The following is a 20,138-nucleotide window of genomic DNA, read 5'->3' on the forward strand; positions in this document are numbered from 1 at the left end:
AAGACCCGGGCCCACGTCGATGACCAGCTATCGCCACTATCCCGAACGCGTCGCCGCCCTCGTGCAGCACGACCGCGTGCATCGCGACCTGTACCTGAGCGAGGAGATCTTCGCGCTCGAGCAGGAGCGCCTGTTCGCGAACAGCTGGGTCTTCCTCGGCCATGCGAGCCAGGTGCCCGAGCCCGGCGACTTCGTGGCGCAGGACATCGCGGGCCGGCCGCTGCTGATGGTGCGGCAGCCCGACGGCGCGGTGCACGTACTCTACAACCGCTGCGCCCACAAGGGCACGCAACTGGTGACGGACGAGAGCGGCAACACCGGCCGCTTCTTCCGCTGCCCGTATCACGCGTGGACCTACAAGCTCGACGGCGCGCCGCTCGGGGTACCGTTGAAGAACGGCTACGAGGGCACGCAGCTCAAGGCGTGCGAGTCGGGGCAGGGGCTGTCGGTGGTGAGGCATGTGAAGGTGTACCGCGACTTCGTGTTCGTGCGCCTCTCCGACACGGGGCCATCGTTCGATGACTACTTCGGCGAGGTGCTGGGTGCCATCGACAACATGGTCGACCGCTCGCCCGAGGGCAATCTCACCGTGGGCGGTGGCGTGCTGCGCAACATCGTCCACTGCAACTGGAAGATGTACCTCGAGAACATCAACGACACGGTGCACCCGATGTCCACGCACGAGTCGGCCACCAAGGCGGCCGAGGCGCTGTGGGAAGGCCACGCGCCCACGGACCCCAAGCCGATGGCGATGGAGCAGATCCTGCCCTTCGGCTCGGGCTACGAGTTCTTCGACAAGATGGGCGGGCGCGTGTTCGCCAATGGCCACAGCGTGCTGGGCGTGAACTTCAGCATCCACTCCAACTATGCGCAGCTGCCGGAGTACGAGGCCGCGATGCAGGCGGCGCACGGCATTGGGCGCGCCACCGAAATTCTGCAGAGATCGCCGCAGAACTCCGTTCTTTATCCGAGCCTGTCGGTCAAGGGCTCGCCGCAGGCCATCCGCGTGATCCGTCCGCTGGCCGCCGGCCGCACGCTGATCGAGGCGTGGAGCTTCCGCGCGGCCGGCGCACCCGCGCTGCTGTTCGAGCGCGCCATGAGCTACAACCGGCTTGTTTTCTCACCGATGTCGGTGGTGGCGCACGATGACGTGCACCTGTTCGAGAGCATCCAGCAGGGCCTGCGCGCGGGCGGCAACGAATGGGTGAGCCTGCACCGCAACTTCGATGCGGCCGAGCTCGCGCAGTCGACCATCACCACCAACGGCACCAACGAGCTGCTCATGCGCAATCAATTCCGCGCCTGGGCGAAGTCGATGTCGGTGGAGGCCGCGCCATGACCGTTCCGCGCGATTTCGCCGCCCACGAAGCGGCCCTGCTCGACGAGCGGCGCTTCGACGACTGGCTGGCGCTCTTTGCCGACGACGGCCACTACTGGGTGCCGCTGCTCGGCGCTGCGCAGGCCGATCCGTTCTCGCACAACTCGCTGGCCTATGAAGACCGGCTGCTGCTGCAGTTGCGCGTGGAGCGCCTCAAGAGCCCGCGCGCGCATTCGCAGCATCCAGCCAGCCACAGCCAGCACGTGCTGCAGCCCTCGCGCATCGAGCACGAGAACGCCGATGAAGCGCGCCTGCGCACGCCATTCCTGTACGTCGAAGCGCGAGGCGAATCCCAGATCCTGCTGAGCGGCACCGCGCGCCATCACCTCGTTCGCACGCCGGCCGGCTGGCGCATCCGCGAGAAGCGCATCGACCTGCTCAACGCCACGCGTGCGTTGCCGGCCATCCAGTTGTTCATCTGAGTTACCTGTCCATTCCAACCATCCTCACCGGAGCTACGACATGAAGAGCCTGATGCAGACCTTGACGCGCGGTGCACTCGCCGCAGCGCTGATTGCCTGTGGTGTTGGGAGCGCGCTGGCGGCCGACCTCAAGGTCGGTCTCAGCGTGTCGCTCTCAGGGCCGAATTCCTCGCTGGGCGTGCCCTATGCCAAGGGCATGCAGGCCGCGCTGGCGTACAAGCCGGAGGTGAACGGCCGCAAGGTCCAGCTCATCGTGCTGGACGACGGCTCCGACCCGACCACGGCCGGGCGCAACGCGCGCAAGCTGATCGAGGAGGACAAGGTCGACGTGCTCATGGGCACCTCGGGCGTGCCCGCCGCCATCGCGATGGCGCAGGTTGGCAAGGAAGCGAAGACGCCGATGATCGGCCTCACGCCCATCTTGCTCGACCCGAACGAGAACCCCTGGGTCATGACCGTGGCCCAGCCCACGCAATTGATGATCGATGCGGTCGTCGAGCGCATGAAGCGCAACAACGTGAAGACGGTGGGCTACATCGGCTTCTCCGATGCCTGGGGCGACCTGGTCTACAACGCACTGATGAAGGCCGCGCCCGAGGCCGGCATCAAGGTGGTGAGCAACGAGCGCTATGCGCGCGCCGACGCGTCGGTGACGGGGCAGGTGCTGAAGATCGTGGCGCTGCGGCCCGATGCGGTGATGACCGGCGGCGCCGGAACGCCGGGCGCACTGCCGTTCCTCGCATTGCAGGAGCGCGGCTTCAAGGGTGGCGTGTACGGCCAGCACGGCTTGATCAACCCCGACTTCGTGCGGGTGGTCGGCGCGGCCGGCCAGAACGCGCTGATGCCCACCGGCCCGGTGATCGTGGCCGAGCAATTGCCCGACAACTACCCGACCAAGAAGATCGCGACCGAGTTTCGCGCCGTGTTCCAGAAAGCGAACAACGCGCCAACCGGCGACGCCTACTCGGCCTATTCGTTCGACGGCTGGCTGGTGTTTGCGGACGCCGCATCGCGCGCCATGAAGAAGGCCGAGCCGGGCACGCCCGAGTTCCGCGTGGCGCTGCGCGACGCCATCTTCAGCACGAAGGAAGTGGTGGGCACGCACGGCGTCTACACCTTCAAGCCCGGCAGCCTCTACGGCGTGGACGAACGCGCCCGCGTGATCGTCAAGCTCGACAACGGCCAATGGAAGCTCGCACCTTGAACCGCTCGCCCTTGATTTTCCGGAGGGCCGCGCGATGACCTGGGACGTGGCGCTCATTCTCCTCACCGACGGCCTGGCCAACGGTGCCGTCTACCTGCTGGCCGGCCTGGGGCTGGTGTTGATCTTTTCCGTCACGCGCGTGGTGTTCGTGCCCTTCGGCGACATCGCGGCCTTTGCGGCGCTGTCGCTCGCGGCCTTCGAGACCGGCCGCGTCCCGCCGACCATAGGCATGGTCGCCGTGCTCGCTGCCCTGGCGCTGGCAACGGAAATCGGCAGCCTGTTGCGGCGCGGCGAGGCTGCACGCATTCCCAAGGCGGTGCTGATGTGGGGCGTGCTGCCCGCGATTCCCTGCGTGCTCGCGTGGCTTGCGGCGCGGCCCGGCGTGCCGGTCGCGGTGCACATCGCGGTGGCCGTGCTGCTGGTGGTGCCCATCGCACCACTGCTGGCGCGCGTGGTGTTCCAGCCGATCGCCGACGCCTCGGTGCTGGTGCTGCTGATCGTGTCGCTGGCGCTGCACTTCCTGCTGTCTGGCCTGGGCCTGCTGTTCTTCGGACCTGAAGGCTCCCGCACCACGCCGCTCACCAGCGCCGTGTTCACGTTGGGCGACGGCTTCACGGTCAGCGGCCAGGTGGTGCTGATGGTGGGCGCGGCCATCGTGCTGAGCGGGCTGTTCTTCCTGGTGTTCGAGCGCACGGTGGCCGGCAAGGCGCTGCGCGCCACGGCGGTCAACCGCGTGGGCGCGCGGCTGGTCGGCATCCGGCCGGTGCGCACCGCACTGCTGGCCTACGGATGCGCCTCGCTGCTGGCGGGGCTGATCGGCGTGCTGATTGCACCGGTGACGACCATGTACTACGACTCGGGTTTCATCATCGGCCTGAAGGCCTTCGTGGCCGCGATCATCGGCGGGCTCGTGAGCTACCCGATGACTGCGGTGGGTGCACTCGCAGTCGGCGTGGTGGAAAGCTTCGCCTCGTTCTGGAGCGGTGCGCTGAAGGACGTGATCGTGTTCAGCCTGCTGATCCCCGTGCTCATGCTGCGCTCCTTCATGGCCACGCATGCCGAAGAGGAAGAAGACGAGGTGGACCAATGAGCGCCAACCGCAAACGCATGACGTGGATCGCCGCGGTGGTGGTCGTGCTGGCCCTGGTGCCGGTGGTGGCGGGGAGCTTCACGGTCTCGCTGCTCAACGACATCGGCATCGGCGCGCTGGTGGCGCTGGGCCTCGTGCTGCTCACCGGCGTGGGCGGCGCGACCTCGTTTGGGCAGGCGGCTTTCGTGGGCATCGCAGCCTACGCCACGGCATGGCTCACGACCACGCAGGGCATGTCGCCGTGGATCGGGCTGCTGTTCGCGCTGCTGCTCACCGGCCTCTCGGCGCTGGCCATCGGCATGCTCACGCTGCGCCTGGGCGGGCACTTCCTGCCGCTCAGCACCATCGCCTGGGGACTGTCGATCGCAATGCTGTTCGGCAATGTCGATGCGCTTGGGCGGCACACGGGCCTGTCGAACATTCCACCGCTGCAGGTCGCGGGCTGGTCGCTGGCCGATCCGCGTTCGATGTACTACCTGATCTGGGTGGTCGTCGGGCTGGCCTGCCTGTTCAGCCACAACCTGCTGCAGTCGCGGCCGGGGCGCGCGATTCGCGGGCTTCGCGGCGGTGCCACGCTGCTGGCGAGCGTGGGGGCGGATGCCTACCGCGTGCGGCTGTCACTGTTCGTCACGGCCGCGCTGTTCGCGGGGCTGGCGGGCTGGCTCTACGCGCACATGAACCGCTTCGTGAGCCCGTCGCCCTTCGACGTGCGCGCGAGCATCGAGTACCTGCTGATGGCCGTGGCCGGCGGGCTCGGCCAGCTGGCGGGCGCACTGGTGGGCGCCGCGCTGGTACTGGTGCTGAAGAACGGCCTGCAGGACGTGCTGCCGATGCTCACGCAGCGCGCCGGCCAGCTCGAGGCGGTGGCATTCGCCGCGCTCTTCATCCTGCTGCTGCACTTCGCGCGCGGCGGCGTGATGGGCCTGCTGCGCCGCTGGACGCACCGGCGCAGCGGCTCGCAGGAGCCTTCGCGCCACGAGGCCCCGCCGGTCGATCCCTTGCCTCACCGCACGCTGCCCGAGCGCGGCTCGCAGGTGCTGTCGGTGAACGGTGCGGTCAAGCGCTTCGGCGGGCTGGTGGCCGTCAACGACGTGAGCTTCGACGTGAAGGCCGGCGAGATCGTCGGGCTGATCGGGCCCAACGGCGCGGGCAAGTCGACCATGTTCAACCTGCTGACCTGCACGCTGCCGATGAGCGCGGGCCAGGTGCGCTTCCTGGCGCACGACATCGCAGGCAAACCGCAGCGCGAGGTGGCGCGGCTGGGGCTGGCGCGCACTTTCCAGCACGTGAAGCTGCGCCCGCACATGAGCCTGCTCGACAACGTGGCGCTGGGCGCGCATTCGCGCACGCGCTCGGGCATCCTGAAGGCGGGGCTGCGGCTCGACCGCCTGGAAGAAAGCCAGATCCTGCAGGAGGCGCAGCGCCAGCTCGACCGCATCGGCCTGGGCGACCGCGCGCACGAGCTGGCGGGCAGCCTGCCGCTGGGCACGCAGCGCATTCTGGAAATCGCGCGCGCGCTGGCCGCGGACCCGGTGCTGCTGGTGCTCGACGAGCCCGCCGCCGGCCTGCGCCGCAAGGAAAAGATGGCGCTCGGCGACCTGCTGCGCAAGCTGCGCGAGGAGGGCGTGACCATCCTGATCGTCGAACACGACATGGACTTCGTGATGAAACTGGTGGACCGGCTGGTGGTGATGAACTTCGGCTCCAAGCTCGTGGAGGGCGTGCCGTCGGCGGTGCGCGCGGACGAGCGGGTGCAGGCGGCTTACCTGGGGAGTGTTGTATGAGCGCCGCACGGCCGCCCGAAGGCGCGGGCCCCCTTCAGGGGGTAGGAGAAGTACACGAAGTGACAAGCCTGGGGGTAGCGAAATGACCGCGATGCTGGAGATTGGCGATCTGCACGTGTCGTACGGGCAGGTTGAGGCGGTGCGCGGCGTGTCGCTCGACCTGCAGCCGGGTCAGATCATTTCGGTAATCGGTCCCAACGGCGCGGGCAAGACCACGCTGCTGGCGGCCGCGATGGGTCTGCTGCCTTGCAAGGGCACGCTGCGCTTCGAGGGCGAAGACCTGCAGGGGCTCGACGTGGAAGCGCGCGTGGAGCGCGGCCTGTGCCTCGTGCCCGAGAAGCGCGAGCTGTTCGGCGAACTCACCGTGCTCGACAACCTGCAGCTCGGCGCCTATGCCAAGCGGCTGCGCGGCGATGCGATGAAGAAGCGGCTGCAGTCGGTGTACGACCGATTTCCGCGGTTGGCCGAACGGCGTTCGCAGCGCGCCGACACGCTCTCGGGCGGCGAGCGGCAGATGCTCGCGGTGGGGCGCGCGCTGATGTCGGCGCCGCGCCTGCTGATGCTCGACGAGCCGAGCCTCGGCCTCGCGCCGCTGATCGTGCGCGACATCCTCACCATCGTGCGCAAGCTGCGCGAAGACGGTGTCTCGATCCTGCTGGTCGAGCAGAACGCGCGCGCCGCGCTAGAAAGCTCGGACGAAGGCTATGTGCTGGAGACCGGCGAGATCGCGCTGTCGGGTGCCTCGGCCGAGCTGGCGAGCGATCCGCGCGTGCAGGCGACCTATCTCGGTGGAGGCACGCACGATGACGAGTGACCCGCGGGCTGTGCCGCCCGTGCAGCGCACCTTGCCGGCGATGCTGCAGCGGCAGGCCGGGCTGTTCGGCTCGCGTCCGTTGCTTCGGATCGGTGGCGACGAGTGGACGCATCGCGACGCTGCGCAGGCTGCAGCCGTTCGCGCCGGTGCGCTGGCCGCGGCCGGCGTGGTGCGCGGCGACCGCTTCGCCGTGATGTGCGGCAACCGCATCGAGTTTCTCGAAAGCTTCCTCGGCGCGGGTTGGCTGGGTGCGTCGATGGTGCCGGTCAACACCGCGTCGATGGGGCCGCAGATCGAATACTTCCTCGCGAACAGCCAGGCGAAACTGCTGGTGATCGAGGCGGGTTTTCTTGAGCGGCTCGCGACGGCGGATCTGGCGCGCACCGCGTTGCGCGAGGTCTGGGTGGTGGGCGAGGCGGAGTCCTCCGGCTGGCAGGCGCCCCAGGGCGTGCGCGTAACGCCTTACCCCGAGGGCGGTGAGGCGCTGGCGCCCGCAGCGGTGCAACCTGGCGACCCGCTCGCGATTCTGTACACCTCCGGTACGACGGGGCCAGCCAAGGGCGTCGTCTGCCCGCATGCGCAGTATTTCTGGTGGGGCGTGAGCAGCGCGGAGGTGCTCGGAGTCGGCGTCGACGACGTGCTGTGCACCACGCTGCCGCTCTTTCACATCAATGCGCTCAACACCTTCGCGCAGGCCGCATTGACGGGCGCAGAGGTGGTGTTCGCGCCGCGCTTCTCGGCCTCGGGCTTCTGGCCGGCGATGCGCGCGAGCGGGGCGACGGTGGTCTACCTGCTGGGCGCAATGGTGCCGATCCTGCTCGCGCAGCCCGAAGGGCCTGGCGAACGCGATCACCGGGTGCGCATCGGCCTCGGGCCCGGCGTGCCGTCCGCCGCAGGTGCCGCATTCAAGGCGCGCACCGGCGTGCAACTGCTCGAAGGCTACGGCTCGACCGAAACCAATTTCGCCATCGCGACCGCGCCGGATTCGCCGCGCGGCGGTGTCATGGGCTGGCTGCGCCCAGGCTTCCAGGCGCGCGTGGCCGACGAAGGCGATGCGGCGCTGCCACCCGGCGAGGCCGGCGAACTGCTGCTGCGCGCGGACGAGCCCCATGCCTTCGCGAGCGGCTATTTCAACATGCCGGAGAAGACGGTCGAGGCCTGGCGCAATCTCTGGTTCCACACCGGCGACCGCGTGGTGCAGGACGCCGACGGTGCGTTCCGCTTCGTCGACCGCATCAAGGACGCGATTCGCCGGCGCGGCGAGAACATCTCGTCGTTCGAGGTCGAGCAGGTGCTGCTGAGCCATCCGGGCGTGGCTTCGTGCGCGGTGTACCCGGTGCAATCCGAACTGGCCGAGGACGAGGTGATGGCCGCGCTGGTGGCGCGCGACGGCGTGCCGATCGACCCGGCCGAACTCGTGCGCTTCTGTGAAAGCCGGCTGCCTTACTTCGCCGTGCCGCGCTACATCGACGTGCTGGCCGACCTGCCGCGCACCGAAAACGGCAAGGTGCAGAAGTTCAAGCTGCGCGAGCGCGGCGTGAGTCCGCAGACCTGGGACGGCCGGCCCGCAAGGGCCTGAGGCTCCCGGCAGACGCAACGCGTTCCTTCTTTCCGGCTGTTTCATGCGCTGACAGCTTCGCCGGTACATTTCGCTAAAATGATTCAGAACTAAAACATTCAGGTATGCAATCAAATTCACTGACCGGCCGCCATGCACTCGTCACGGGCGCGGCGCGCGGCATCGGCGCGGAGATCGCGCGCACCCTGGCCGCCGAAGGCGCCGTTCTGACGCTGCTGGGGCGTGACCGCGAAGCGCTGAAGCGTGTGGCCGATTCGCTCGCGGGCAGCGGGCATGGCGTGGCTGCAGCCGATGTGGCGAATCCGCAGGCGGTGCAGGCGGCCTTCGCAGAGGCCCGAGCAGCGCGCGGCCCTGTTGCCGTGCTCGTCAACAACGCGGGTGCCGCCGAGAGCGCGCCTTTCCTCAAGACCTCGTTCGAGCTCTGGCAGCGCATGCTGTCGGTGAACCTCACCGGCAGCTTCCTGTGCGCGCAGGCTGCGCTGCCCGACATGCTCGATGCGGGCTGGGGCCGCATCGTCAACATCGCCAGCACGGCGGGGCAGAAGGGCTACGCCTACGTGTCGGCCTACACCGCGGCCAAGCATGGTGTGGTCGGGCTCACGCGTTCGCTGGCGCTCGAAGTGGCGCGCAAGGGCATCACGGTGAATGCCGTATGCCCGGGCTACACCGACACCGACATCCTGCGCAACAGCGTCGCCAACGTGGTCGGCAAGACCGGGCGCAGCGAGGCCGACGCGCTGGCCGAATTCTCCAGCGTCAATCCGCAGCGGCGCATCGTGCAGCCGGCCGAAGTCGCCGATGCGGTGCGCTGGCTGTGCGGCACGGGCGCTGCGTCGGTCACCGGCCAGTCGATCTCGGTTTCAGGGGGAGAGGTGACATGACGCGCGACAACGATGCCTCGCACGCGGTGCTGAGCGATGCGGAGGAACTGGGCCACGAAGCCCGCGCGGGCCACGAGGACCACGCGATGCTCAAGCTCTGGCTGCGCATGCTGGCCAGCACCACGCAGATCGAGGCCGAGATCCGGCGCCGGCTGCGCGAGCGCTTCGGCATCTCGCTCGCGCGCTTCGACTACATGGCGCAGCTCCATCGCTACAAGGACGGGCTCAAGATGCGCGTGCTCTCGCGCTACCTCATGGTGACCGGCGGCAACGTCACAGGCCTGACGGACGAACTCGAGCGCGAAGGCATGGTGGCCCGCGCGCCCAGCCCCGACGACCGCCGCGCGTGGATCGTGAGCCTCACGCCGACAGGGCGCCGCACCTTCGAGACGATGGCGAGCGAGCACGAACAATGGATCCTCGAGATGTTCTCGGGGCTCGACATGAAGACCGTCAAGCAGATGCACACCCAACTGGGCTTGCTGCGTGTGCACGTGATGCGCGGCGAGCCGCCGGCCGAGGAGGGCTGAGCATGAGCGCGGCCACCCCTGTCGATCTCCCGGCCCAGGGCAGCGAGTTCCGCCGCGCGCGGCTGATCCGCTTCTCGGACTGCGACCCGGCGGGCATCGTTTTCTACCCTCAGTACTTCGTGATGCTCAACGGGCTCGTCGAAGACTGGGTCAACGAGGGCCTGGGGCTCAGCTACCACGGGCTGGTGGCCGTGCGGCGCATTGGCCTGCCCACCGTGAAGCTCGAAGCCGACTTCCGTGCGGTGAGCCGCATGGGCGACCAGGTCACGCTCGGCCTTACCGTGCAGCGGCTGGGGTCGCGCTCGATGACGCTGCTTGTGCGCTGCTTCGAGCCGGCGACCGGAGAACTGCGCATGCAGATGCAGCAGGTGCTCGTGACCACGTCGCTCGAAACCCATCGCGCCGTCGCCATTCCGGACGACATGCGCGCAGCCATCCTGCGCAACGCGCCCGAGCTGGGCTGAGCGTCCTAGGGGGCGGGCTCGCTGCCCGCCGCGTCCTGCGCGCGCTTCTTCAGCCAGCCGCCGAGCTCCTTCTTTCCCTTGGCATTGGCGGCGCGCCATGCGTTGCGCGCGGCCGCAATGAAGCGCTCTTCCGCTGCATCGGGTACTTCGCTGAGGCGGTCTTCTTCGTCGAGCCAGCCGGGCTCGACGCTGCAATGCCGTTCGATCTGCCGTGCCAGGTTGTCGCCGATGGGCCGCGAGCTCTTGATCTGGCTCCACATGCTCGGAGAAATTTCGAGCTTCTTCGCAAACGCCTGGTCCAGCCCCTTGGCTGGCAGGCCCGCGGCGATGGCCTCTTCGAGAAAGCGGCGGTGCAACGCAAGGGCATTGCGGCGGCGCGCGACGGTGATATTGGGCACTGTTCAAAAACAACAACAAGACAAGAAAAGATTGTCCCGGTTGTTGACGCCGTCGTAAACACTATTTACAGTTGCCTTCATTCGCGGCCCAGGCCGTCCCTTTTGTCCAACCCTTTACAGCCGACAGCGGCAATTTTTTGACTCAGGAACCATCGTGAACACCGCCTTGAACCTCACCAGCATTCGACCCGCCTTGGGCCGATCGCTCGTGCGCGTCTGGTCGTGCGGTGGTTTGGACAGCATGCTGTCGATCCGACCGAACCAGCACCAGAACCACGTGTATTCCACGAAAGCCGCAGCCAGCCTGCGCGTTGGAAAAGTCGAGGATCAAGTGCTACCGGGTGGAGGTTGCGCGTAGGCGCACACCTTCCAAGCTCTCTCATGCAGAGGCCCGGAAACCGCAAGGTTCCGGGCCTTTTTGTTTTGTCTGTCGTGCTTGTTTGCCATTTCGGGTGTGCCTTCACCACACCGCCAGAGCCCACCGCGTAGACGGTCTGGCGGGATGTGCAGGAACCGATCACTCCTGTGCAGCGACGTCGTACGGGACAGCGCCCAGCGCGCTGTCCGTCGCGTGAGGACACAACCGAAATGGAAAGCGGGACACCGTTTTTTTCGAACCACCGAACCCGAGCGGGACCGGGCCATGCAGATGGCCCTCCCGCGGAAACCGGCCGCAAAGATTGGGCGGCGCCGGAACCCGTAGCCGGACACTTTTGTTTTCGACCCGCGTTAGCTCAATGGATCAGAGCACTTGCCTACGAAGCAAGGGGTTGCACGTTCGAGTCGTGCACGTGGGGCCTTTTTTTTGTTCGAGCTGTCACGCCAACCAAGGAGCCACCATGCGCAAGCGCAATACCCCGATCCGGATGATCACCGTGCGTCCGGCACAGCCACGCAACCGCATGATGATGGCCTTGGCCCGCAGTTTCGGCATTGCCGTCGACGCGCGTCGCACAGGCGAATGCGCGGCGGACTCCGCGGGGCGCGAGCCGCTGCCGGAGGGACTCGATCCCGACCAGCGCGTTCGCGCAGTCGGCGAATGGTAGGCCGGCCGCCTGTTCCTTGTTTTTCATGGTGCGCGTAGCTCAATGGCAGAGCCGCGGGTTGTGGTCCCGCTGACGACGGTTCGATCCCGTTCGTGCACCCCACTTCGTTTCATTCGACCTCATCAACAACCATCGCCGCAAAAGGAGGCGAGACATGCATCCCCACGTCCTGCAACTCGATATCCAGGGCACGCCGCAAGCCTGGATTTCGCTGGAGCAGGCGGTGTTGCACTACGCGACCGGCTCGGTCGCATGGGAAGACGGCGGCCTGCCGCTCGCCACGCTGCGCGGCGGCTTCAACGTGGCGCGCGGCGTGCAGTCGCGCATCGACGTGGCGCCGATCGTTGCGCTGCGCGGTGCGTCGAAGATCAACCTCTTCGACGTGATTCCGAGCGTCACCAAGAGCAAACTGCTGCGCCGCGACCGCCACACCTGCGCCTACTGCGGCGAGGTGTTCCACGAGCGCGAACTGCAGTGCGAACACGTGCTGCCCGAGTCCCGCGGAGGTCCGTGGACCTGGACCAACCTCGTGAGCGCATGCGGGGTCTGCAACAACCGCAAGGCAGCGCGCACGCCGGAGGAGGCGGGCATGCCACTGGTCTATCTGCCCTATGTGCCGAACCGCTACGAGAACTTCCTGCTCGAAGGACGCAACATCCGTGTGGATGTGCACGAGTGGCTGGCAAAGCGGCTGCCCAAGGGCTCGCGGCTTCAGTGAGGGCAGGGCTGCGATCCTGGTCTTTGTCCATGAAAAAAGCCCGCTGCCTGTCTCCCAGGCGGCGGGCTTTTGTAAGTGTGAGGCGCCGGTGTTCAGCGTCCGAAGAGACGATAGGCGATCAGGCCGGCGGCCGCCAAGCCACTCGCGATGGCGAGAATCACCTTGGTGGCACGACCCGAACCGCGTTTCGAGCGGGGCCAGTGGTCCGGCCCGATCAGGTCGATGGGGACGGTGGGTTTGCCTATGTCGGACGCCTTTTCCATGAGAGGAAATATAGCTCACGCGTGAAGGCGCGGTCGGGGCCTGGCTGCATCCTGTGGCCTCCGAACATCGTTGTCGACCTTGGCTGCGGCTGGACAAAAAAAATACCCGCCTGAGCGGGTTGAACGAGCTTTATGGCTTCGAAGTGATTTCCCTGTGTCATTGTTGTTGTGCTGCGTGACAGCCGGTACAAGATGCCATGCCGGATGGGGACCTATTGCAGGTTGAACCCGGAGCAGCTTGTAAGTGACGCACAAATCGTGAAATATTCCCGCATGAGAAAGGAAATCTTCCTCGAAGGTTTGACGCGTGCACTTGAGCGCCGGGGTCGCTGTGCTTCTGCAATGCAGCTCTGGCAGTGCATCAATCGGGTGGCCAGTACCTGATGGCCGAGGTGGGTGAGCGGCACGATCTGCTCGAACGCTGCGTCGCCGATTGGATCGCACGGCAGGGGCTACTTCCTGGGGCCGGCGAGCCAAAGAAAAAGCCTCCTCGCGTGGACCGTGAGGAGGCTTTGACAAAAAAATAGCGCGAAGAACGCGCTATTTTTCGGTGTTGGTGGTGGGCCCTGCGTGACTCGAACACTCGACGGCTGACTCGTCGGTGTCCGTTGCCGCTTTCGCGCGCAGGTCGCGAAACTGGAACGTGGTGATGTCGATCCCCGCGCTCTTGCGGGCCTTGTCGAAGCGCTTGCGCAGCATCGCGGCCGTCATCGGGGCGCCGCGCTCGTTCGCCAGCAGCGGGGCCGACTGCTTTGGCCTAGCCGCCTTGAACACGCGGATTTCTTCGATCAGCTCTTCCAGCGCGTTTTCGACCACGATCCGCAGCTTCGTCTGTGTCTTGCCCTGGTGCACCGCGGGTACTCGCCGCGGATGTGGTCCTTGCTCATGCCGAGCACGTCGGCGGGCCGCTGGCCGGTGATATGGGCTAGGCGCAGCGCGAACCGCAGCGACCACGCAGAATGACCAGCCTGAGCGTCGGGTTCAGACGGCCACGTACTCGACCGCACCGGTGTCCCCGTCCAGGATCATGTCGTAGGGATACCAGTAGATCTGCTCGTCGCCATAGTCGTCGACATAGCTGTACCCGATGTATGTCATTCCCAGGTACGTGTCTTGAACGTGGATGAAGGTGGCGTATTGCATTCCGTCCGCCCGGGCCATCTTCTTGTTCGTCTTGTATTTCTTGACCGGCAGGTCGCCCTTGTTTGCATGCTTGACGTGGAACGCAGCGATTTTTGTGTCTTTGATGTCCACGGAGACCGTGTGCGGCCCGCTCTTGTCGATGACATGCTGGCCGTTACTCTTGAGCTTGTCGCCCACCAATTTCGCGCCATTGTGGTGGTGATGCTTTCCCTTGGCGAAGCTCGCATCGATGAAGCCGAATACGCCGGAAAGGGCGAGGCCGGTAGTCAGAAGACGTCGTGTGAGGTTCATTTCGATTCTCCTTGCCGAGCTTGACCGTCGCGATGCGCGAGTCAGCGCCGAGCGTCAAAGTTCTGCTCTGCCAAAGCGAGCCCGGATGTAGGACTTGGAGCGGCATGTGCGCGGGCCGGCATCCGGGCTTCAGCAAGCGAAGAAGGAGCGAGCGCGCTCGCAGCTCATCTGGTTGCGTTCTTTACGCGTGTTGAGATGTTGCGCAGATCAAGGCATAGCCTCCCCGCCGAGGCTTGATGGAGTCCCTTTGTCGGTTCTGCCATGGACTTCAGGCGAATGACGCGGACTTGGTCATCCTACCCAGCTGCGGTGCTTCGGCGCCAAGCGCTCATCGGCTTCACCGAATACTCTGGCTGAAAAAGAAAAAACCTCCCAGTCTTTCGACGGGAGGTTTTTCTGTTTTGCGGAACACGTTCGGCGTTTGCGGAACAGTGCTCCTTAAGAAACAGCGCGGAAGCCGCGCAGTTTCCAGTGTTGGTGGTGGGCCCTGAGTGACTCGAACACTCGACCTACGGATTAAGAGTCCGCTGCTCTACCAACTGAGCTAAGAGCCCTTGCGTTGAAAACGTTTGGTGTTTTCTGGCAAGACCACGAGTATATCCCAGAATTTCTGCATGGCCAAAAAATTTGTGGCCGCAGCGTTAGGATTCACCACGCCCGAGAGGGTAGGGCCCTTCAACCAGGAGAATTTCGATGAACGATGCGAACACCACGCCCCATGTCTTGATCACCGGCGCCGCTGGCGCACTGGGCCGCGCCGTCGCTCAGCATTTCATCGACCAGGGCGCGCGCCTGGCGCTGGTCGACCACCATGCGGGCCGTCTTGCTGAAGTCTTTCCGGGCCTGGACAACTCGCAGCATCTCTTGCTGGCGGGCGACGTGACTTCCACCTCCGAGATGGCCGCCCTTGCGGAGCAGGCGCTCAAGTCCTTCGGCCGCATCGACGCACTGGTCCACATCGCGGGCGGATTCGAAATGGGCGAAGCGACGCATGCACTCACGCGCGCGAGCTGGGACCGGATGATGAATCTCAACGCATGGTCGTTCGTCGCCGTGACGCAGGCGGTGCTGCCCTCGATGATCGCGCGCCGCGCCGGCAGCGTCATCGCCGTGACGGCGAAGGTCGCGGCACGCGGCGTGCCGGCCATGGCCGCGTACATCGCTTCGAAGAGTGCGCTGCAGCGCCTGGTGGAAGCCATGGCAGCCGAGGCTTCGCCGCACGGCGTCAACATCAACAGCGTGGCTCCCAGCGTGCTCGATACGCCAGCCAACCGGCAGGCGATGCCCGATGCAAACCCGGCCGACTGGGTGTCTACCTCGGTCGCGGCGCAGACCATTGGCTTCCTCGCATCGCCGGCGGCTGCGGCGCTGCATGGACAGCATCTGACGCTGGATACCTGAGCCGGAAAAAGAAAAGGCCCTGGCAGATGCCAAGGCCTTTTCTGTGTCGGTTGGTGGAGAGGAGGAGGATCGAACTCCCGACCTCCGCATTGCGAACGCGGCGCTCTCCCAGCTGAGCTACCCCCCCAACACAAGCCGAATTTTAACCAAAACTCCGTCTCGGCGCACGCTGGCGTGCCAAGATGCGCGCCTCGCAAAACACGGAGAAAAAGCGCATGGCCCCGTTCGATCCCGCCTGGCTGGAGGGCATGTACAACAACCTCGCACGGGTCAAGGACCACCCCGCCTACTTCGAGCGCTGGGCACGTGAATCCGCCGCGGTGCGCGAGGCCTTGCCCGCGCGGATCGACGTGCCCTATGGCCAGAGCGTGAACGAAACGCTCGACATCTTTCCGGCACCCGTGCCCGACGCTCCCGTGCTGGTTTTCATCCACGGCGGCTACTGGCGCGCCATGGACAAGAAAGACCATTCCTTCATCGCGCCCGCGTTCAATGACCGCGGCATCTGCGTGGTCCAGCCCAACTACGCGCTGTGTCCCGGCACGCCGCGGCGGCCCGTCACGGTGCCCGGCATCCTGCTGCAGATGGTGCGTGCGCTCGAGTGGACATGGCGCCACGTCGCGGCCCATGGCGGCAATCCCTCGCGGATCACCGTCGCTGGCCATTCGGCTGGTGGGCACATGGCGGCGGCGCTGCTGGCCTGCGACTGGAAAGCGGTCGCCTCCGACCTGCCTGCGCTGCTCGTGCGCAATGCGCTGTCGATCTCGGGCCTCTACGACCTTCGCCCGCTGCAGCGCACGCCGTTCCTTGAAAACACACTGAAGCTGAGCGACGCGGACGCCCTGCGCGCCAGCCCCGCCCTGTGGCCAGCACCGAAACGTGGGCAGCTCTACGCAGTTGCAGGCGGCGAGGAGAGCGAGGAGTTCATCCGCCACAACGCGATGATCCGCGAGGCGTGGGGGCGCAACACCGTGCCGGTGTGCGAGGTGCTTCCAGGGCTCGACCACTTCGGCGTGGTCGATGCGCTCGCCGATCCGGCCCACGCGCTGCACCGGCACGCGGTGCAGTTGCTCGAGGCCTGACCGGCAGTGCCCGGGCTTACATCAACAGATGTTCGCCCGCGTTGTCTCCGCCCAGGGTGACGTAGTTGACCTTGCGGATGTCCATCAGCGCGCGCCCGCCCGCGTAGCTGATCGAGCTCTGCACGTCCTGCTCCATCTCGACCAGCGTGTCGGCCAGCTTGCCCTTGATGGGTTCGAGGATGCGCTTGCCCTCGACGTGCTTGTACTCGCCCTTGTTGAAGTCGCTGGCGGAGCCGTAGTACTCCTTGAACAGCGCGCCATCGACCTCGACCGTCTTGCCGGGCGACTCCTCGTGCCCCGCGAACAACGAACCAATCATGACCATCGACGCGCCGAAGCGCACGCTCTTGGCAATGTCGCCATGGTCGCGGATGCCGCCGTCCGCAATGATCGGCTTGGTCGCCACGCGCGCGCACCACTTGAGCGCCGACAGCTGCCAGCCGCCCGTGCCGAAGCCGGTCTTGAGCTTGGTGATGCAGACCTTGCCCGGGCCGATGCCGACCTTGGTCGCGTCCGCGCCCCAGTTCTCGAGGTCGATCACTGCTTCGGGCGTGCCGACGTTGCCGGCAATCACGAAGGCCTTCGGCAGCTTTTGCTTGAGGTAGCCGATCATGTTCTTCACGCTGTCGGCGTGGCCGTGCGCGATGTCGATCGTGACGTACTCGGGCACGAGGCCTTGCGCCACCATCTGGTCGACGGTGTCGTAGTCGGGCTTCTTCACGCCGAGCGAGATGGACGCGAACACGCCCTTGCCTTGCATCTCCTTGACGAACTTCACGTTGTCGAGGTCGAAGCGGTGCATCACGTAGAAGTAGCCGTTCTGCGCCAGCCACAGGCAGATCGATTCGTCGACCACCGTCTTCATGTTGGCGGGGACCACCGGCAGGCGGAAGCTGCGTTCGCCCAGCGTGACGCTGGTGTCGCACTCGGAGCGGCTCTCCACGCGGCACTTGCGCGGGAGGAGGAGGATGTTGTCGTAATCGAAAATCTGCATGACCAGGCTCCTGAAAGGAATCGTTGAAAGGAACGAATGAGCGCTTGGTCCGGCCGGCTTTCGCGGTACGTTCTTGCAAGAAGACGCCCACAAAAAACCGGGCGCAAGAATCTTGGGCCCGGTGATTGATTTTACGCGGCCTCGCAAAGGCAGGTCTTCCGATTCTTCATATAACCCGCATACGCAGTGGTTTCTACAATCGCAGGATGTTGTTTCACGATCCTGCGGCTGACGCCCACCCTCCAGCACTGCCGCTGCTCCAGAACCTGAACGCGGAGCAACTCGCCGCGGTCACGCTGCCCGAGGGCAACGCGCTGATCCTGGCCGGCGCCGGCTCCGGCAAGACGCGCGTGCTCACCACCCGCATCGCCTGGCTGCTGCAGACGGGGCAGGTCTCCCCCGGTGGCATCCTTGCCGTGACCTTCACCAACAAGGCCGCCAAGGAAATGATGACGCGCCTGACGGCGATGCTGCCCGTCAATGTGCGCGGCATGTGGATCGGCACTTTCCACGGCCTGTGCAACCGCCTGCTGCGCGCGCACTGGAAGCTGGCCAACCTGCCGTCGACTTTCCAGATCCTCGACACGCAGGACCAGCTCTCGGCCATCAAGCGCCTGATGAAGCAGTTCAATGTCGACGACGAGCGCTTCCCGGCCAAGCAGACGCAATGGTTCATCGCCGGCGCCAAGGAAGACGGCCTGCGCCCCGACGCCGTCGAAGTCCGCAGCGACGACGACCGCAAGAAGGTCGAGCTCTATCGTCTCTATGAAGAGCAATGCCAGCGCGAAGGCGTGGTCGACTTCGGCGAGCTCATGTTGCGCAGCTACGAGCTGCTGCGTGACAACGACCCGGTGCGCGAGCACTACCAGCGGCGCTTCCGCCACATCCTGATCGACGAGTTCCAGGACACCAACCGCCTGCAGTACGCGTGGATCAAGATGCTCGCGGGCAACACCGCCGCGGGCCAGTTCGAGCCGGGCCGCAACAGCGTGATCGCCGTGGGCGACGACGACCAGAGCATCTACGCCTTTCGCGGTGCGCGCGTGGGCAACATGACCGACTTCGTGCGCGAGTTCAACGTCACGCATCAGATCAAGCTGGAGCAGAACTACCGCAGCTACAGCAACATCCTCGACTCGGCCAACGAACTCATCAGCCACAACAAGAAGCGCCTCGGCAAGAACCTGCGCACCGACCAAGGCCCCGGCGAGCCGGTGCGCGTGTACGAATCGCCCACCGACCTCGCCGAGGCCCAGTGGATGGTCGAGGAAATGCGCCAGCTCGTGCGCGATGGCTTCGACCGAAAAGAGATGGCCGTGCTCTACCGCAGCAATGCGCAGAGCCGGGTGATCGAAACGGCGCTCTTCAATGCATCGGTGCCTTACCGCGTGTACGGCGGCCTGCGCTTCTTCGAGCGCGCCGAAATCAAGCATGCGCTGGCCTACCTGCGCCTGCTCGAGAACAAGGACGACGACACCAGCTTCCTGCGCGTGGTCAACTTCCCGCCGCGCGGCATCGGCGCGCGCACGCTCGAAACCCTGCAGGATGCGGCGCGCGCGGCCGGCCGTTCGCTGCACGATGCAGTGAGCGTGGTCGGCGGCAAGGCCGGCGCGAACCTCACGGGCTTCGTCGCCAAGATCGACGTGCTGCGCGAGCAAACCCAGGGTGTGAGCCTGCGTGAGATCATCGAGCTGGTGCTCGACCACAGCGGCCTCGTCGAGCACTACAAGGCCGACCGCGAAGGCGCCGACCGCATCGAGAATCTGGAGGAACTCGTGAACGCGGCAGAGAGCTTCGTCACGCAGGAAGGCTTCGGCCGCGACGCCGTGGCGCTGCCGGTCGACGAGCTGCGCCAGTCGCCCGCGAGCCAGGGCATCGACCTGACCCGCCCGGTGGTCGACGAGCCGCTCGCGCCCGACGCCGAAACCGGCGAGACCCTGAGCCCGCTGGCCGCCTTCCTTACGCACGCCGCCCTCGAATCGGGCGACAACCAGGCGCAGGCCGGGCAGGACGCGGTGCAGCTCATGACCGTGCATGCCGCCAAGGGCCTGGAGTTCGACTGCGTGTTCATCACCGGTATGGAAGAGGGCCTGTTCCCGCACGAGAACTCGATGAGCGACTTCGAGAGCCTCGAGGAAGAGCGCCGCCTGATGTACGTGGCGATCACGCGTGCCCGCAAGCGCCTTTACCTGAGCCATTCGCAGACGCGCATGCTGCACGGCCAGACCCGCTACAACGTCAAGAGCCGCTTCTTCGACGAGTTGCCCGAGGGCGCGCTCAAGTGGCTCACGCCCAAGAACCAGGGCTTCACGCCGTCGGCCTTCGGCTATGGCGGCGGCTACGCGAGCACGCGCGGCGGTGGTGGCGGCTACGGCGGTGGTTATGGCGGCGGCAGCAACAGCCGCGACAAGGAAACTTTTGCCAGCCCACCCGTGCCGCCGCAGAAGACCGCGCCGTCGCACGGCCTGCGTTCAGGTATGCAGGTGTTCCACAACAAGTTCGGCGAAGGCACGGTGACCGCGCTCGAAGGCACGGGCGACGATGCGCGTGCGCAGGTCAAGTTCGCGCGGCATGGCGTGAAGTGGCTGGCGCTGTCGGTGGCCAAGCTCACGCCGATCTGAGCCGGCCGCCAAGGGGGGGCAGCAGCCGCTTGCGG

At 66.1% G+C, this 20,138-nt stretch carries 20 protein-coding genes and 4 tRNA genes; 17 read left to right on the forward strand and 7 right to left on the reverse strand.

The window, feature by feature from the left end; translation table 11 throughout:
* The first annotated feature begins 19 nt into the window (after window positions 1–19).
* The 10 genes from AC1DFC_RS01430 to AC1DFC_RS01475 all read left to right on the forward strand — a co-directional run bounded on the left by AC1DFC_RS01430 (window position 20) and on the right by AC1DFC_RS01475 (window position 10,146).
* The gene (locus AC1DFC_RS01430; RefSeq protein WP_413313440.1) at window positions 20–1,339 is read left to right on the forward strand and encodes an aromatic ring-hydroxylating dioxygenase subunit alpha; all 1,320 of its coding nucleotides are present in this window, start codon (window positions 20–22) and stop codon (window positions 1,337–1,339) included.
* Entirely contained in the window at window positions 1,336–1,800 is a 465-nt protein-coding gene (locus tag AC1DFC_RS01435; RefSeq protein WP_413313438.1) for an aromatic-ring-hydroxylating dioxygenase subunit beta, read from the forward strand. Before AC1DFC_RS01430 ends, AC1DFC_RS01435 begins: the two co-directional genes overlap by 4 nt.
* A 40-nt stretch (window positions 1,801–1,840) precedes the next feature.
* Complete coding sequence (locus AC1DFC_RS01440) at window positions 1,841–3,004, forward strand: ABC transporter substrate-binding protein (protein ID WP_478178597.1); 1,164 nt, start codon at window positions 1,841–1,843, stop codon at window positions 3,002–3,004.
* Between the two features lie 34 nt (window positions 3,005–3,038).
* Complete coding sequence (locus tag AC1DFC_RS01445; protein ID WP_413313434.1) at window positions 3,039–4,094, forward strand: branched-chain amino acid ABC transporter permease; 1,056 nt, start codon at window positions 3,039–3,041, stop codon at window positions 4,092–4,094.
* On the forward strand, window positions 4,091–5,878 hold the full coding sequence (locus AC1DFC_RS01450) for a branched-chain amino acid ABC transporter ATP-binding protein/permease (RefSeq protein WP_413313432.1): 1,788 nt from the start codon (window positions 4,091–4,093) through the stop codon (window positions 5,876–5,878). The genes AC1DFC_RS01445 and AC1DFC_RS01450 overlap by 4 nt, the downstream gene beginning before the upstream one ends.
* An 82-nt stretch (window positions 5,879–5,960) precedes the next feature.
* Window positions 5,961–6,692: an ABC transporter ATP-binding protein gene (locus AC1DFC_RS01455; protein ID WP_007831224.1), complete on the forward strand. Its 732-nt coding sequence runs from the start codon at window positions 5,961–5,963 to the stop codon at window positions 6,690–6,692.
* Complete coding sequence (locus tag AC1DFC_RS01460) at window positions 6,682–8,271, forward strand: ATP-dependent acyl-CoA ligase (RefSeq protein ID WP_007831222.1); 1,590 nt, start codon at window positions 6,682–6,684, stop codon at window positions 8,269–8,271. Before AC1DFC_RS01455 ends, AC1DFC_RS01460 begins: the two co-directional genes overlap by 11 nt.
* Window positions 8,272–8,375: 104 nt before the next feature.
* Window positions 8,376–9,152 (forward strand): SDR family NAD(P)-dependent oxidoreductase, encoded by a 777-nt coding sequence (locus tag AC1DFC_RS01465; RefSeq protein WP_007831219.1) that lies wholly within the window; start codon window positions 8,376–8,378, stop codon window positions 9,150–9,152.
* Window positions 9,149–9,682 carry a MarR family winged helix-turn-helix transcriptional regulator gene (locus tag AC1DFC_RS01470; protein WP_007831218.1) on the forward strand — a complete coding sequence of 178 codons (534 nt, stop codon included), beginning with the start codon at window positions 9,149–9,151 and terminating at the stop codon, window positions 9,680–9,682. The genes AC1DFC_RS01465 and AC1DFC_RS01470 overlap by 4 nt, the downstream gene beginning before the upstream one ends.
* A 2-nt stretch (window positions 9,683–9,684) precedes the next feature.
* The gene (locus tag AC1DFC_RS01475) at window positions 9,685–10,146 is read left to right on the forward strand and encodes an acyl-CoA thioesterase (protein WP_007831217.1); all 462 of its coding nucleotides are present in this window, start codon (window positions 9,685–9,687) and stop codon (window positions 10,144–10,146) included.
* 5 nt (window positions 10,147–10,151) lie between these two features.
* Here AC1DFC_RS01475 and AC1DFC_RS01480 read toward each other — a convergent pair whose 3' ends face one another.
* Window positions 10,152–10,544, reverse strand: coding sequence for a hypothetical protein (locus AC1DFC_RS01480; RefSeq protein WP_007831215.1), 393 nt, complete (start codon window positions 10,542–10,544; stop codon window positions 10,152–10,154).
* Between the two features lie 723 nt (window positions 10,545–11,267).
* Here AC1DFC_RS01480 and AC1DFC_RS01485 point away from each other — a divergent pair.
* The 4 genes from AC1DFC_RS01485 to AC1DFC_RS01500 all read left to right on the forward strand — a co-directional run bounded on the left by AC1DFC_RS01485 (window position 11,268) and on the right by AC1DFC_RS01500 (window position 12,308).
* Window positions 11,268–11,341 (forward strand) — tRNA-Arg (locus AC1DFC_RS01485).
* 42 nt (window positions 11,342–11,383) lie between these two features.
* Window positions 11,384–11,590 (forward strand): hypothetical protein, encoded by a 207-nt coding sequence (locus AC1DFC_RS01490; RefSeq protein WP_007831213.1) that lies wholly within the window; start codon window positions 11,384–11,386, stop codon window positions 11,588–11,590.
* Between the two features lie 28 nt (window positions 11,591–11,618).
* A tRNA-His gene (locus tag AC1DFC_RS01495) sits at window positions 11,619–11,692 on the forward strand.
* A gap of 52 nt (window positions 11,693–11,744) precedes the next feature.
* Window positions 11,745–12,308: an HNH endonuclease gene (locus AC1DFC_RS01500; RefSeq protein ID WP_007831211.1), complete on the forward strand. Its 564-nt coding sequence runs from the start codon at window positions 11,745–11,747 to the stop codon at window positions 12,306–12,308.
* Between the two features lie 92 nt (window positions 12,309–12,400).
* Here the strand turns inward: AC1DFC_RS01500 and AC1DFC_RS01505 are convergent, their stop codons facing one another.
* From AC1DFC_RS01505 to AC1DFC_RS01520, 4 genes are all read right to left on the reverse strand, one after another.
* Window positions 12,401–12,571, reverse strand: coding sequence for a hypothetical protein (locus tag AC1DFC_RS01505; protein ID WP_007831210.1), 171 nt, complete (start codon window positions 12,569–12,571; stop codon window positions 12,401–12,403).
* A 540-nt stretch (window positions 12,572–13,111) separates the two neighbouring features.
* Window positions 13,112–13,423, reverse strand: coding sequence for a site-specific integrase (locus AC1DFC_RS01510; protein ID WP_413331365.1), 312 nt, complete (start codon window positions 13,421–13,423; stop codon window positions 13,112–13,114).
* A 129-nt stretch (window positions 13,424–13,552) separates the two neighbouring features.
* Window positions 13,553–14,005, reverse strand: coding sequence for a hypothetical protein (locus AC1DFC_RS01515; protein ID WP_413331363.1), 453 nt, complete (start codon window positions 14,003–14,005; stop codon window positions 13,553–13,555).
* Window positions 14,006–14,483: 478 nt separating this feature from the next.
* Window positions 14,484–14,559: transfer RNA gene (locus tag AC1DFC_RS01520), tRNA-Lys, on the reverse strand.
* Window positions 14,560–14,698: 139 nt separating this feature from the next.
* Here AC1DFC_RS01520 and AC1DFC_RS01525 point away from each other — a divergent pair.
* Window positions 14,699–15,406: an SDR family NAD(P)-dependent oxidoreductase gene (locus tag AC1DFC_RS01525; protein ID WP_007831205.1), complete on the forward strand. Its 708-nt coding sequence runs from the start codon at window positions 14,699–14,701 to the stop codon at window positions 15,404–15,406.
* A gap of 51 nt (window positions 15,407–15,457) precedes the next feature.
* On the opposite strand, the gene AC1DFC_RS01530 is transcribed toward AC1DFC_RS01525, so the two are convergent.
* Window positions 15,458–15,533: transfer RNA gene (locus AC1DFC_RS01530), tRNA-Ala, on the reverse strand.
* An 88-nt stretch (window positions 15,534–15,621) separates the two neighbouring features.
* On the opposite strand from AC1DFC_RS01530, the gene AC1DFC_RS01535 reads away from it, so the two are divergent.
* Window positions 15,622–16,488: an alpha/beta hydrolase gene (locus AC1DFC_RS01535; RefSeq protein ID WP_478178598.1), complete on the forward strand. Its 867-nt coding sequence runs from the start codon at window positions 15,622–15,624 to the stop codon at window positions 16,486–16,488.
* Window positions 16,489–16,504: 16 nt separating this feature from the next.
* Here AC1DFC_RS01535 and AC1DFC_RS01540 read toward each other — a convergent pair whose 3' ends face one another.
* A complete protein-coding gene (locus AC1DFC_RS01540; RefSeq protein WP_007831202.1) occupies window positions 16,505–17,482 on the reverse strand; it encodes a GMP reductase in 978 nt (325 codons plus the stop codon).
* 206 nt (window positions 17,483–17,688) lie between these two features.
* Here AC1DFC_RS01540 and AC1DFC_RS01545 point away from each other — a divergent pair, with 206 nt between their 5' ends.
* Window positions 17,689–20,103: a UvrD-helicase domain-containing protein gene (locus tag AC1DFC_RS01545; protein ID WP_478178599.1), complete on the forward strand. Its 2,415-nt coding sequence runs from the start codon at window positions 17,689–17,691 to the stop codon at window positions 20,101–20,103.
* Window positions 20,104–20,138 lie beyond the last annotated feature (35 nt).

The sequence above is a fragment of the Variovorax sp. 10L421 genome, from assembly GCF_056395365.1.

Coding starts and splice junctions, on each gene's coding strand:
- AC1DFC_RS01430 (WP_413313440.1), top strand. CDS start 20: ATGACCAGCTATCGCCACTATCCCGAACGCGTCGCCGCCCTCGTGCAG.
- AC1DFC_RS01435 (WP_413313438.1), top strand. CDS start 1,336: ATGACCGTTCCGCGCGATTTCGCCGCCCACGAAGCGGCCCTGCTCGAC.
- AC1DFC_RS01440 (WP_478178597.1), top strand. CDS start 1,841: ATGAAGAGCCTGATGCAGACCTTGACGCGCGGTGCACTCGCCGCAGCG.
- AC1DFC_RS01445 (WP_413313434.1), top strand. CDS start 3,039: ATGACCTGGGACGTGGCGCTCATTCTCCTCACCGACGGCCTGGCCAAC.
- AC1DFC_RS01450 (WP_413313432.1), top strand. CDS start 4,091: ATGAGCGCCAACCGCAAACGCATGACGTGGATCGCCGCGGTGGTGGTC.
- AC1DFC_RS01455 (WP_007831224.1), top strand. CDS start 5,961: ATGACCGCGATGCTGGAGATTGGCGATCTGCACGTGTCGTACGGGCAG.
- AC1DFC_RS01460 (WP_007831222.1), top strand. CDS start 6,682: ATGACGAGTGACCCGCGGGCTGTGCCGCCCGTGCAGCGCACCTTGCCG.
- AC1DFC_RS01465 (WP_007831219.1), top strand. CDS start 8,376: ATGCAATCAAATTCACTGACCGGCCGCCATGCACTCGTCACGGGCGCG.
- AC1DFC_RS01470 (WP_007831218.1), top strand. CDS start 9,149: ATGACGCGCGACAACGATGCCTCGCACGCGGTGCTGAGCGATGCGGAG.
- AC1DFC_RS01475 (WP_007831217.1), top strand. CDS start 9,685: ATGAGCGCGGCCACCCCTGTCGATCTCCCGGCCCAGGGCAGCGAGTTC.
- AC1DFC_RS01490 (WP_007831213.1), top strand. CDS start 11,384: ATGCGCAAGCGCAATACCCCGATCCGGATGATCACCGTGCGTCCGGCA.
- AC1DFC_RS01500 (WP_007831211.1), top strand. CDS start 11,745: ATGCATCCCCACGTCCTGCAACTCGATATCCAGGGCACGCCGCAAGCC.
- AC1DFC_RS01505 (WP_007831210.1), bottom strand. CDS start 12,571: ATGGAAAAGGCGTCCGACATAGGCAAACCCACCGTCCCCATCGACCTG.
- AC1DFC_RS01515 (WP_413331363.1), bottom strand. CDS start 14,005: ATGAACCTCACACGACGTCTTCTGACTACCGGCCTCGCCCTTTCCGGC.
- AC1DFC_RS01525 (WP_007831205.1), top strand. CDS start 14,699: ATGAACGATGCGAACACCACGCCCCATGTCTTGATCACCGGCGCCGCT.
- AC1DFC_RS01535 (WP_478178598.1), top strand. CDS start 15,622: ATGGCCCCGTTCGATCCCGCCTGGCTGGAGGGCATGTACAACAACCTC.
- AC1DFC_RS01540 (WP_007831202.1), bottom strand. CDS start 17,482: ATGCAGATTTTCGATTACGACAACATCCTCCTCCTCCCGCGCAAGTGC.
- AC1DFC_RS01545 (WP_478178599.1), top strand. CDS start 17,689: ATGTTGTTTCACGATCCTGCGGCTGACGCCCACCCTCCAGCACTGCCG.